The sequence below is a fragment of the Pedobacter duraquae genome (assembly GCF_004362245.1).
GTDB classification, from domain to species: Bacteria; Bacteroidota; Bacteroidia; order Sphingobacteriales; family Sphingobacteriaceae; genus Pedobacter; species Pedobacter duraquae.
In genome coordinates this window covers 641,548-653,680 of sequence record NZ_SNWM01000001.1, presented here as the reverse complement: position 1 = coordinate 653,680, position 12,133 = coordinate 641,548, and the positions used below count along the sequence as shown (strand labels likewise).

The following is a 12,133-nucleotide window of genomic DNA, read 5'->3' as shown; positions in this document are numbered from 1 at the left end:
ATAAAGTACTAACTTGCAGTTATAGTAATTATTGAGGAATGACAAAGCTCTAAAGCGCTCATAACAATCCTTGAAAATCTCGCTAGAATATCTTTATCCCCTTGGAAAAAAGATCTGTTCTTACTATCTAATAAACAGAATGTACCGATGTTGAGGCCTTCATTCGTAATTAAAGGCGCCGCAGCATAGAACTCAAGGCCTTGCTCTCTTGCAATCAGTGGATTAGTGAGCAGGTAATCTTCCATTTCCTTGTTGTTAATTACTGTGACTTCAGCGCTTTTTATTGCTCTCGAGCATAAAGTTGTTGTTCTGTCTGCGGGACCGGGTATCGATCCAGCACTTGAGCTTTGTACAAAGACCTCATGTAAGTCTACAAAACAAACTAAGGCAAGCTCTACATTGAAAATCTCCCGGGCAAGTTGTGTTACTTCGTCAAGTGCTTTTTTTGCCGCTGATGTTAATGTTGCGTATCGGTTAACAGCCCGTACACGATGAAATTCTTGTTCCTCATTGTGGTCTACACCTAAAACTTGTTCCATATAATCGAGATTTAAAGTGCGATTGACTTTCAAAATCTATAAGAATGTCGAACTCAATCCGTATGCAAGGTGAACAAAAAAACACCACTTAAGTAATAATATTTAAATTATAGATGTATTGAGTATAACTACTCTGTTCGTTGACGTATTTATACATTTTTATATAGGATAATCTGAGTTATTTGTACTTGTTTTCAATATGTTGTCTCGACACATTAAGTCGAAATTATACGGCTTATGATTGCGTTTATTACAGGTTTAATCTAAACGCTCTGATTTTCTTGGAATATATACGCTTCCTGAACTCTAATACGCGAATGTGCTTAAAATGATTTCCAAAGTATACATCTAATCTCAGAACCATCTGGTCATACTCAAATCATCCGGAACGAAATGCCTCGCATTTCAATAATCAATAGCTATATTTGATTTTTACAATATTTCATATGGCAACTACATCGCTTGAAGAGTTCTATCAAGAGTCAGCTGGTCTGGTTCCAAAAGGTATCAGCAAAGAAATAGGGCACTTCAATGTTTTTAAAATTGATGAGCTTAACGCCAGTCTCAAGAAAAAGGGCGGTATGCCCTATAATAGAAGAGCATACTATAAAATCAGTGTGATCAGTGGAAGAAACAAGGCGGAATACGCTGATAAGGAAATTGACATCGACAAAAATGCGCTGCTCTTTGCAACGCCAAGAATTCCCTATCACTGGGTCCCTCAGGACGATGAGCAATTTGGTTACTTCTGTATCTTTACACATGAATTCCTGGTACAAACCAAGACAGGTGTTGTGTTAGATGAACTTCCTATATTTCAACCCGGTGGTTACCCGATTTTTCAACTAAGTGATGCAGATGCAGAGGCTGTTACTGCCATATTCAAAAAAATGTACGATGAACTTTCTTCAGATTATGCCTATAAATATGATTTGCTTAGAAATTATGTGCTTGAGTTAATACACTATGGGCAAAAGTTACAACCTGCATTGGCTATGTATCCGCTGCATACTGCGTCTGCAAGGGTTTCGTCATTATTTATAGAGCTTTTGGAAAGACAGTTTCCTATCGAATCTCCGCATCAGAAAATCGCCTTGCGCACTGCCAAGGACTTCGCCGACCGTTTGTCCGTTCATGTGAATCACCTCAATAAAGTGCTTAAAGAGAACATGGGTAAAACAACTACCGATATCATCACTAATCGTGTACTACAGGAAGCTAAAATTTTGTTAAGGCAAACTGACTGGAACGTTTCCGAAATTGCCAATGCACTCGGTTTTGAGCAGCTGGCCCACTTCTCGAATTTTTTTAGAAAGCAGACCTCAATTTCTCCATTAAATTTTAGATCCTGAACTCTAGGGATCAATGCTGAACGGCCTTGATTTCCTTTTTTTATTGGCTTATTTGATTTTTGCAAACTATAGATTGTTTTTCGCAAACAGCAAATTTAAACACACCATACCTTTACAACATCAATTAAAATAATAACAAATGGCAAATAAAAAGATCGCATTGGTTACTGGTGGTAGCCGCGGATTAGGTAAAAATATGGCGTTGAGTCTGGCAAAGAAAGGACTTGATGTAGTGCTTACTTATCACAGTAAGAAAGACGAGGCTATGGCTGTTGTCGCAGAGATCGAGAAGATTGGCGGCAAAGCAGCTGCCTTGCAATTAAATGCTGGTGCATTTATCGAATTTGATGCCTTTTTTAATACGCTGAAGGTTGTATTAAAAGATACGTTCAACGTAGAAAGGATGGACTTCCTGATTAATAACGCAGGTATTGGAATACATGCCAGTTTTGAAGAAACGACCGAAGCGCAATTTGATGAATTGATGAATATACACTTTAAAGGTGCATTTTTCCTTACTCAAAAAGCATTGCTGCTACTTAATGACGGAGGAGGCATCGTGAATATCTCTACTGGACTTGCAAGATTTGCATCGCCCGGATATGCCGCGTATGCAAGTATGAAAGGTGCTGTTGAAACCATGACGCGTTATCAGGCGAAGGAACTTGGCGGTCGCGGTATCCGCGTAAATGTTGTTGCGCCAGGTGCTATAGAAACTGATTTTGGCGGTGGTGTGGTAAGAGACAACGCTCAGACAAACCAATTTCTGGCAAGTGTTACCGCACTTGGCCGGGTAGGGCTTCCCGACGATATCGGCGGTGTAGTTGCCTTCTTGTGTACTGATGATGCACGATGGGTTAATGCACAGCGTATTGAGGTGTCGGGTGGCATGAATCTTTAATCTTGTTTATCGGAAAGTTCTATCCATACCGGTCCATGGTCACTTGTTTTTTCCCATCCGCGAACATGACGATCAACACCACCTGCAGTTAATCGTTGATCTAGTTGCGGACTAAGTAAAAAATGATCAATACGCAGACCTGCATCCCGACCGTATGCATTCCGGAAATAGTCCCAAAAGGTATAAATCACCTGCTCAGGGTATAGTTTTCTGATCGCATCAGTCCAACCTTGATCAACGAGGGTTTTGAAAGCCTGCCGTACTTCAGGCCTGAACAGGGCATCGTCAACCCAGCGTTCAGGCTTGTAAACGTCAAGCCCGGTGGGCATTACGTTATAATCACCGGTAAGTACTACAGGAAGTCCAAATTCTAAAAGCTTAGCGGCATGTGCTGTAAGCCGCTCAAACCAACGTAGCTTATAATCAAGTTTTGGTCCCGGTGCAGGATTTCCATTCGGAAGGTATAAACAGCCTACAACAATTCCGTTAATTACGGCTTCAATATATCGACTTTGTAAGTCCTCGTCCTCACCACTAAGTCCCCGTCGTAATTCTTTTATTTCCATGCCCCTGGCGAGGATGGCTACGCCGTTCCAACTTTTTTGTCCATGCCATATTGCATTGTAACCAGCTTCAAGCAGCGCTTGTTCTGGAAACTTTTCCTGAGGCGCTTTAAGTTCTTGAAGACAAACAATATCTGGTTTTGTCTCTTCAAGCCAGCGAAGTAGTACTGGAAGGCGACCGTTTACGCCATTTACATTATATGTAGCAATTCTCATAGTGGGTAATTTAAATTCCTCTGCAATAAACATAAAAATCAAGCCATTCTATTCCAAATCTGACCTGAACCTTTTAGCAAACTGCAATTGAGCTACTCAACAAAGCCTATACTTATTTTTAAATCTAACTTTGCATATAGTTATCAGGTCAGGCCTGCCGTAAATTTAAGTATATTCGAATATGGAGATTAAAGTAATTATAACAGGTGCTAGCGGCCTGGTGGGAGAGGGAGTTTTGCTGGAATGTCTGCAACATCCACAGGTTAAGGAAGTGTTGATGGTAAATCGTAAAGCAAACGCAATGAAACATCCCAAGTTAAAGGAATGTATTGTGCCAGATTTCCTAAATCTTACTGCTTTTGAGGACCAACTTAAAGGATATGATGCCTGCTTTTATTGTGCAGGAATCAGCTCAAATGGAATTAAAGAGGCAGAATATTCAAGAATTACCTATGATACTGCCCTCTATTTTGCTGATAGAATTCTGAAGCTGAATCCAGCAGTGGTATATAGCCATATTTCGGGAAGCCACACTGATAGCTCTGAGAATGGCCGGGTAATGTGGGCACGTGTGAAGGGTAAGGCTGAAAATGCGCTGATGCGTTTACCATTTAGAAACATCTACAACTTCAGACCGGGTTTGATGAAGCCTTCAGTAGGACAACAAAATATTAAAGGATATTATAAAGTGATAAATTGGATGTTCCCATTGCTTAAAGCATTGTTTCCTAACCAAAGCATAACATTGCATGAACTAGGAAAATCAATGATTAATAGCGTACTGAAAGGATATTCAAAACAAATCCTCGAAGTTGCCGATATCAAAAGACTTGCTCGGGTATAGACTCGAAAACTATTGATCAAATGCTGTGTTTTCGATGTAAATTTGCACTTCATAAAACAAGATGAGAATCATAAAAAAAATAATTGCCATTTCCACATTATGCACGTTATTCCACTTCGCAGCCTCGGCACAGCCTTTGCGGATTGCGGTAGCCGCAAATGCGCAATCGGTCATCAAACTTTTGCAGGCTGATTTTAAAAAAAGAACAGGTATTGCTACTGAGGCGATAATAGGTGCCTCAGGAAAATTAGCCACTCAAATTGAACATGGCGCCCCCTTTGATGTTTTTCTTTCTGCGGATATGGAATTTCCAGAATTGCTTTACAAAAATAATCTGAGTTTAACGAAGCCTCAGGTATATGCCCAGGGCAGCCTCATAATTTGCAGCGCAAGTGGGCAGGATGTCGGTAACTGGCAGAAAATATTGAGCTTAGGCACAGCAGGAAAAGTTGCTATTGCAAATCCAAAAGTCGCACCTTATGGAAAAGCGGCAGAAGAATCACTGGTGTATTATAATTTAATGGAACGCGTAAGGCCACAATTGGTCTATGGTGGAAGCATTAGTCAGATAAATACCTATATCACAACGGGTGTCGTTTCACTCGGTTTTACAACCGAGGCATTCCTGCATGAGCAAAAAGATAGCGACAAATTGAAATGGGTTCGTGTGGATCTAAAATCGTACAAAAAGATTGAACAAGGCATGTTGGTGCTTAGCCATGCGAAAAAGGAAAATTATAAAGCCGCAATGAAATTCCATGCCTATATCTTGTCAACACCGGCACAAACTATCTTGAAGCAAAATGGTTACATCATTCCCTAATTTTCAGTAACGAAATGGACCTAACACCAATTTGGCTGAGCCTAAGACTCGCGTTAATCACCACCTTAATTTTGCTGGTACTCGGCGTTCCTGTTGCCTACTGGCTTTCGCGAAAAAGCTCCTGGTTTAAATTGGTAATAGAAGCGCTCGTTACAATGCCACTCGTGTTGCCGCCCTCAGTACTTGGGTTTTATCTGCTACTTGCCTTCAGCCCAAATAACGGCCCAGGGAAATGGCTTAACGAATATTTTAATATCCATTTAGTTTTTTCTTTTGAAGGTTTAATCCTTGCTTCTGTGATCTACAGCCTGCCTTTTATGATCAGCCCTTTAAAGTCTGCTTTTGCCCATTTGCCAACTTCTATCGCAGAGGCATCCTACACCATGGGCAAGTCGCACACGCAAACATTCTTCAAAATTCTTATCCCTAACATTTCCGGCTCAATACTTACAGCATCAGTATTGACTTTTGCTCATACCCTGGGCGAATTTGGCGTTGTCCTCATGATTGGTGGAAACATCCCAAATCAAACCAAAGTAGCCTCGATTGCCATATTCGATGCCGTGGAGCAAATGGATTATTCAAGCGCCAATTTTTACTCATTGGTGTTATTTGCAATTACTTTCGCGATTGTCGTCACTGTTTTTATTTTTAATAAACACGCAGCAAAAAACCCGTTCGAATGATACATGTTCATATCACCAAAGAAATCAAACGTTTTAAGGGAACAGAAAAATTCTTAGTCCAAACTGATTTTAGCGTAGGAGCAGTAACGCACATTTCGGGTCCCTCGGGAGCCGGGAAGACCACCCTGCTGCGGATTATTGCTGGCTTAGTTAAGCCTGAGCATGGACACATCACTTTCGAAGGAGAGACATGGTTGAATACAACTGAGAACCTATACCTACCCACGCAAGCCAGGAAAGTCGGTTTTGTCTTTCAGGATTACGCGCTTTTTCCAAACATGACGGTTAAAGAACACCTTAGTTTTGGGACAAAAGATGTTGAGCTTATCCAGCGTTTATTGATATTGGGAAAGATGGAGCGTTTTATAGACCAAAGGCCAAGGGAACTTTCAGGTGGTCAGCAACAGCGACTAAGTATTTTGCGTGCGTTGACTACCAGACCACGACTTCTATTGATGGACGAGCCCTTCTCCGCGTTGGATCAGGCATTGAAAGCGGAGCTTGTTCCCGACCTTAAATTGCTGCTGATAGAGATGAAGACAACCTGTTTAGTATCCACACATTACCCGCTTGAGCTTAAGGGTTTTGCAGACTTTTATTTTGAGCTCTAATTGTTGGTGTGTTAACTAAAGGTTTACCTGTTGCGTTTAAAATAATCCCATTTAATTTTTGGTTACTATTTTTGTTGTGTACTTTTAGCAGTAAGAATGGATACTCTGAATCTCGCCAAACGTTTCCCGAAAATTCTTTGCATAACCCTGCTATTGTTCTTCACAATACCGGGAAATATTCAGGCGCAAAACAATCCTGCCAAACAGAATAAGTCTGGAAAAGTACCGCAAACGGAAGCGCAAATTCGTTTTTACAAGCAGCTTTCATCGGCAAATAAAGTTAAAAAGATTAAAGACAATGATTCTGCGGCAGTATATGCGAAGTCTTTATTGGATGAGGCTAAAAAGAATAACGATCCTGTTTGGGCAAGTCAGGTTAATTTGGCACAGTCAACAAGGGCATTTCGGTCAGGAGACCATAAGGTAGCATTAGCGTTTGCCAGACAATCTGCTGCTGAAGCCAGCGAAACAGACTCTATAACCTATATTAAAGCGCCTTTGATGGTTGCTTATATGCTCAACAGGGAAGGGAAAGATGACGCAGCTTTGGCAATTGCATTTAAAATGCTCCATAAGGCAGAAGGTCATGGATGGCGGGAGTTAATGATTGAATGTAAAAACTGTATTGCTGATGTATACCGCAAAATGAATCAACCACAGCGGGCACTTCCATATGCGCAACAAGCATCCGATGAAAGCCTTGAAATTAAAGATACTGCAATGTATCTTTTCTCGACGAGTATGCTGTCTGCCATCTATTCTAACCGGGGTATGCAGACCCCCGAGAATCTTGCTAAAGCAACAAAATTATCTGAAATCGTAGTCAGCAAAACTTTTTTTCCGACATTATCCAAATTCAGTCAGGTAAGGGAACTTGGCAACCTCGCACGACTTTACGAAATGCAGGATAAATTTGCCCAAGCCGAACGAATTCTCTTGCAGGCAGTTGAAATCAGTCATAAGGAAGGATATAGGGATCTGGAAACACATGATTTGAATGAGCTTATGACTGTGAAAATTGATCAGGGCTTGTATCAGGAAGCAATCAATTATGGTAATAGGGCAGTTGCACTACTCCCTGATACAACAACGATCGATGTGCTTTCAAGAAATATTTATAATAGACTTAAGGAAGCTCATCTGAAGCTTAGAAATTTTGAACTGGCGTTTAGATACGCTGAGAAAGCGAGAATCATAAATGACAGCCTCGTGTCCGCTGATAAGATTGAAACTGCAGCTAAGCTGGATCAGGATTATAAAGCCGACAAACGTATTATACAGGCAAATACAAGTGAGTTGTTGATGAAACAGCAACGGAATTATAGCATAACGATAGCCGTTATCGTACTCGTAGGCTTGATCGGCATTTATAGATGGTTTTTATATAAAAGGAAAAGGCAGGCTGACCTGGTCGCAGAAGAAAACAGACAGCTGGCTCGGCTCAATGACCTGAAGACTAAATTTTTCTCGAATATCAGTCACGAGTTGAGAACACCGCTTACGCTAATTGCCGGACCGATAGATCAGTTGAGAAATGTAGGTCCATATGAACTGGATCCCGAGCTGAAGAAAAACTATATAGAAACTGTCTGGCAAAACAGCAGGAAGTTACTTAGTCTGGTGAACGAATTGTTGGACCTTACCAAAATGGAGTCTGGAAAAATCACAGTGCAGAACCAGTCCGTAGCACTTGATGCTTTTTTAAAGGTTATTTTTCAGGGTTTCGATTCTGCGGCTAAATTTAAAAAAATAAATTACTCACTGTTAAGCCAGATCAAATCCAATATAGTCGCAAATCTGGACAAAGATAAACTTGAGAAAATATTAAATAACCTGATCAGCAATGCGATGAAATTTACGCCTGCAAATGGTAGCATAAAAATTTTAGCTGAAGTGACTTCGCAGGAATTGATAGTTAGTGTTTCTGATACTGGAAAAGGCATCCCTGAAGCCGATCTTAAGCATATATTCGACCGCTACTACCAGGTAACTACAGCGGATAGCCCTGCAGAGGGCGGCACGGGTATAGGACTCGCAATAGCGAAAGAATTTACTGAACTCCTTGGTGGAAATATTCAGGTAACCAGCACATTGCAAAAAGGGACATCCTTTAAAATAACAATTCCAACGGAACTCCAGGAAGTTTTTGTGGTAACACAGCCAGAGATTCAAATACCGGATGAGGTTTTGCCAACACCGCCTGAAACTGCTGAAAAGTTAGGTTACATCTTGCTCGTCGAAGATCAGCATGAGATGTCAGCATACATTGCCTCCATTTTGCGGCCCTATTATGCAGTGGAATTTGCAAATAATGGTTTGGAGGCACTTAAACTACTTGAGGATGCTAATGTTGCGCCGGCGTTGATTATCTCCGATGTGATGATGCCTGAAATGGATGGTTTCACTTTATTGAACCGTTTGAAAACGCATGAAGTGTTCTGCAGAATTCCTGTAGTGATGTTGACGGCATTGGCAGATCCGGGTAGTAAACTTAATGCGCTTAGTATTGGGGTAGACGATTATGTTACCAAACCCTTTGTAAGTAATGAACTATTGGCACGTGTCAGAAACTTGGTTGCTAACGCAAGCGAACGCCTGAAATATGCTGAGGATGACACACGGGCTGTTGAAGAATCTGGGGTTGCAGCAGATGTTGCGTATGTGTCGCCTTCGGATTTGGCCTGGCTAAAAAAACTGGAAGCACTCGTGCGGGAGAATACTGGTAAGATTGATGTCGATTTGGCGTCCGTAAGTTACACCATGGCAGTAAGCGAACGGCAGTTATTCAGGAACATTAAGCGTCTTACTGGATTAACACCTAATAAATATATACGTTCGATAAGGCTACAAATTGCAAGAGAAGCTATCGAAAGCGGAAAATATAGAACCATCGCTGAAATATCCTACGTGGCCGGTTTTGAGACTCCAGCCTACTTCAGTAAGCTGTTTAAAGAGGCTTTTGGGAAGGATGTTGCCGATTTGCTTTAAATTCTGTCAGTTCTCTTGAGGTTTCTGTCAGGTTTGTTTCTGTCGTTTTCGTGAATTTTACATCAATTATTCACTTAAGCACTCAATCAATCCTAAATGAATGTAGAACAAGAACTCAGAATATCTGCCGCTCCATATTCTCACAACACTGTGAAATGCCCATACTGTAACTATGACGATTGTATCCGTAAACCTAGAGGCTACGTGTTTAAAAGGATCTTTTTCTTTATCCCAGCTAAACATTACGTATGCGGAAAATGCCTTCGAACGTTTTATAGGTTTCAGAATTAGCAAGGACGTAACACTATTTTCTGATATGACTTTTTAGATATCGGCCATAGATTTTGTTTGTGTCAATTTTTTCATGTTTGCAAGAAGGGGAAAGTACAGATACCACTAACAGAAGCAATCCGAATGTTATTTTTTTTCGCATGCTTAAAGTTAGCCAAATAATAGTTATTTCAACTATGTTGCATTAATTATGTTGTGCTGACCTGTAAAAAAAAGCAGGGCAGACCTCTCGGCCTTGCCCCGCAACTTAACGCTCTCTCAACAAACATCGAAATTTTATAAATCGCTTGCAAATGGGATTAAGTCTTGAACGGAATGAACGGCTATTCAGTTTGTGCTTTCAGTTTCCTGGCTTCTTCCCATTCCATAATATAGAATAAATGTCTTGGCGAATAATACACCCAGTGGGCAAATGAAGGGTTTGCTACATTGGGTGTAATCGCTATTTTGTAGCCGCGTTCTGTTTTGAAGCCATAATCATCAACGGTAAATTTAATGTCTGCTTTATCCAGATCAACAGCTTTCCTGATATCCTTATCTTTAGAATTGGCGAGATAATAGCTTATGGTTCTTTGCATCAGCTCTTTACCGGGTTCGCTGATGTGTGTGGTCAAATAAGCGCCCTCCAGATCAGGAATATGTCTGTCGATAAGCTTAGAGAGCTTACCTTTCTCAAAAAGACTCGCATTTAATACCACTTGTCTTTGTGCAGGTGCTACCGAATCCCGGTTTGCACTATGCTGACGGATTTTCCAGTCCAGCCGGATTAAATCTCCTTGATTCAGTGCTTTCGGTACACCTCCAAGATTAATGAGCGCCATAGAGTCATGTTGTTTATGAACCAGCAATAAATTATCACCTTCCATCCGCATCTCTGCGATAAATTCATAGATACCTGTGTATACCCCATCTTTTGCTTTTTGCTCTTTGAGTGGTTGTGCAAGCGCTATTGCATCGCGCTCTTCAGGTGTTACCAGCTGGTAAACTCGATCCATGTATGCACTTTCAGTTTCCTTCGGACTGAGGTCAGAATTTTTCCAGTCAGGCTGATAAGCCCTGGCAGTAAATGTGGCTGCTTCTCGTTTCCCGCCTGCGCCTTTAACCCACAGAACAATAACACCGCCTGTATCGAGACCGAGAACCAGCTGATCACCTTTAACTGCTTTAAACAGACTGTCCAATCTTGCTTCTGGTAATTCAAACGCTCCCTTGTACCATGTTTTCTCCCTGAGTGAAAGCCAGTCTATGCTTAGTTTTAAAGGTAGGGGCTCATTATTCCCGTGATTTTCTCCATTTCCCACACCCCACTTGCCGCTCAATGGATAGTATTGTTCATGTCCGAACTCTGAAACTTCTATAGATAGTCCGTCCGGAGTTATGAAGCGTGCTGTGCTAACCATCATTGGCCAGAGATACCGGTCGCTCACCGCTGTTCCCCAAGTCATTTTGTTCCAGGCAGGGTCTCCACGTTTCAAATAAAAATATAAGGCAGTAGCAAAGCAGAGAACAATCAGGAAGATCGGCAAAATAGCTTTTTTAAATGATCTCATAGAGAAGGGCGTTGTCTTTAAAGGGCATGAATATACCGATAAAACAACTTAAGCATAGATGTGTTTGGTTGCTTAGCAGTATATTTGTAGTATGATCAAGGTCTCGAACTTTCAATTTCTTAAAAGCTTAAAAGATAATAATGACAGAACATGGTTTGCAGACCATAAGCAAGAGTATCTTCAAGAGCAACAAGAGATAGAAGCATTTGCCGATGAGCTACTTGATGGTCTGAATAAACAAGATGTGATTGAAACCTTATCCGGGAAAAAGAGTCTCTACCGTATTTACCGGGATACCCGTTTTTCGAAAGATAAAACGCCATATAAAACACACTGGAGCGGAAGCTTTAAGAGAGCCGGTAAGTCGCGGAGAGGTAGCTATTATTTTCAGCTTGAGCCGGGCAATACCTTCATTGGTGGAGGATTTTGGGGGCCAAATGCAGATGATCTTAAGTTGGTTCGGGAAAGTCTGGCATTTGATGCCGCACCGCTTCGCGAGATTCTGCAAGCGCCAGATTTTATTGCTGATTTCAAAGCCTTACAGGGCGATCAGCTCAAGACAGCACCAAAAGGATTTGATACTACACATCCGGATATCGACTTAATCCGATATAAACAATTTCTTCTTGTTAAAAGATTTTCTGATGCCGAAGTTCTCAACGGAAATTTTGCTGAATTGGTAGTCCAAACGTTTGTAAATATGCGGCCTTTTCTGAATTACATGAGCGAAATATTAACTACTGATGCCAATGGCTTGGACCTTTAGTAT

11 protein-coding genes are annotated in these 12,133 nt (G+C 41.1%); 8 read left to right on the top strand and 3 right to left on the bottom strand.

The window, feature by feature from the left end; all coding sequences use genetic code 11:
* Positions 1–8: 8 nt before the first annotated feature.
* A complete protein-coding gene (locus CLV32_RS02885) occupies positions 9–539 on the bottom strand; it encodes a GAF domain-containing protein (protein WP_133552201.1) in 531 nt (176 codons plus the stop codon).
* A gap of 446 nt (positions 540–985) precedes the next feature.
* On the opposite strand from CLV32_RS02885, the gene CLV32_RS02880 reads away from it, so the two are divergent.
* Both CLV32_RS02880 and CLV32_RS02875 read left to right on the top strand, forming a co-directional pair.
* The gene (locus tag CLV32_RS02880; RefSeq protein WP_133552199.1) at positions 986–1,891 is read left to right on the top strand and encodes a helix-turn-helix domain-containing protein; all 906 of its coding nucleotides are present in this window, start codon (positions 986–988) and stop codon (positions 1,889–1,891) included.
* Between the two features lie 139 nt (positions 1,892–2,030).
* Entirely contained in the window at positions 2,031–2,792 is a 762-nt protein-coding gene (locus CLV32_RS02875) for an SDR family oxidoreductase (protein WP_133552197.1), read from the top strand.
* Here the strand turns inward: CLV32_RS02875 and xth are convergent.
* A complete protein-coding gene (gene xth, locus CLV32_RS02870; protein WP_133552195.1) occupies positions 2,789–3,571 on the bottom strand; it encodes an exodeoxyribonuclease III in 783 nt (260 codons plus the stop codon). The two genes, CLV32_RS02875 and xth, sit on opposite strands and share 4 nt — an antisense overlap.
* A gap of 181 nt (positions 3,572–3,752) precedes the next feature.
* Here xth and CLV32_RS02865 point away from each other — a divergent pair, with 181 nt between their 5' ends.
* From CLV32_RS02865 to CLV32_RS02845, 5 genes are all read left to right on the top strand, one after another.
* Positions 3,753–4,415 carry an NAD-dependent epimerase/dehydratase family protein gene (locus CLV32_RS02865; protein ID WP_133552193.1) on the top strand — a complete coding sequence of 221 codons (663 nt, stop codon included), beginning with the start codon at positions 3,753–3,755 and terminating at the stop codon, positions 4,413–4,415.
* 61 nt (positions 4,416–4,476) lie between these two features.
* Positions 4,477–5,238 carry a molybdate ABC transporter substrate-binding protein gene (modA, locus tag CLV32_RS02860; RefSeq protein WP_133552191.1) on the top strand — a complete coding sequence of 254 codons (762 nt, stop codon included), beginning with the start codon at positions 4,477–4,479 and terminating at the stop codon, positions 5,236–5,238.
* Positions 5,239–5,252: 14 nt separating this feature from the next.
* A complete protein-coding gene (gene modB, locus CLV32_RS02855) occupies positions 5,253–5,924 on the top strand; it encodes a molybdate ABC transporter permease subunit (RefSeq protein WP_133552189.1) in 672 nt (223 codons plus the stop codon).
* Complete coding sequence (locus CLV32_RS02850; RefSeq protein ID WP_133552187.1) at positions 5,921–6,535, top strand: ATP-binding cassette domain-containing protein; 615 nt, start codon at positions 5,921–5,923, stop codon at positions 6,533–6,535. The genes modB and CLV32_RS02850 overlap by 4 nt, the downstream gene beginning before the upstream one ends.
* A 96-nt stretch (positions 6,536–6,631) precedes the next feature.
* On the top strand, positions 6,632–9,523 hold the full coding sequence (locus CLV32_RS02845; RefSeq protein WP_133552185.1) for an ATP-binding protein: 2,892 nt from the start codon (positions 6,632–6,634) through the stop codon (positions 9,521–9,523).
* Positions 9,524–10,137: 614 nt separating this feature from the next.
* On the opposite strand, the gene CLV32_RS02840 is transcribed toward CLV32_RS02845, so the two are convergent.
* Entirely contained in the window at positions 10,138–11,364 is a 1,227-nt protein-coding gene (locus tag CLV32_RS02840) for a DUF2931 family protein (RefSeq protein WP_133552183.1), read from the bottom strand.
* A 91-nt stretch (positions 11,365–11,455) separates the two neighbouring features.
* On the opposite strand from CLV32_RS02840, the gene CLV32_RS02835 reads away from it, so the two are divergent.
* On the top strand, positions 11,456–12,130 hold the full coding sequence (locus CLV32_RS02835; RefSeq protein ID WP_133552181.1) for a DUF2461 domain-containing protein: 675 nt from the start codon (positions 11,456–11,458) through the stop codon (positions 12,128–12,130).
* The last annotated feature ends 3 nt before the right edge of the window (positions 12,131–12,133 follow it).

Bases quoted from the DNA above. Each gene is read 5' to 3' on its own strand.
- CLV32_RS02845 (WP_133552185.1), top strand. From the start codon at position 6,632: ATGGATACTCTGAATCTCGCCAAACGTTTCCCGAAAATTCTTTGCATA.
- CLV32_RS02880 (WP_133552199.1), top strand. From the start codon at position 986: ATGGCAACTACATCGCTTGAAGAGTTCTATCAAGAGTCAGCTGGTCTG.
- xth (WP_133552195.1), bottom strand. From the start codon at position 3,571: ATGAGAATTGCTACATATAATGTAAATGGCGTAAACGGTCGCCTTCCA.
- CLV32_RS02865 (WP_133552193.1), top strand. From the start codon at position 3,753: ATGGAGATTAAAGTAATTATAACAGGTGCTAGCGGCCTGGTGGGAGAG.
- CLV32_RS02840 (WP_133552183.1), bottom strand. From the start codon at position 11,364: ATGAGATCATTTAAAAAAGCTATTTTGCCGATCTTCCTGATTGTTCTC.
- CLV32_RS02835 (WP_133552181.1), top strand. From the start codon at position 11,456: ATGATCAAGGTCTCGAACTTTCAATTTCTTAAAAGCTTAAAAGATAAT.
- CLV32_RS02850 (WP_133552187.1), top strand. From the start codon at position 5,921: ATGATACATGTTCATATCACCAAAGAAATCAAACGTTTTAAGGGAACA.
- CLV32_RS02875 (WP_133552197.1), top strand. From the start codon at position 2,031: ATGGCAAATAAAAAGATCGCATTGGTTACTGGTGGTAGCCGCGGATTA.
- modA (WP_133552191.1), top strand. From the start codon at position 4,477: ATGAGAATCATAAAAAAAATAATTGCCATTTCCACATTATGCACGTTA.
- CLV32_RS02885 (WP_133552201.1), bottom strand. From the start codon at position 539: ATGGAACAAGTTTTAGGTGTAGACCACAATGAGGAACAAGAATTTCAT.
- modB (WP_133552189.1), top strand. From the start codon at position 5,253: ATGGACCTAACACCAATTTGGCTGAGCCTAAGACTCGCGTTAATCACC.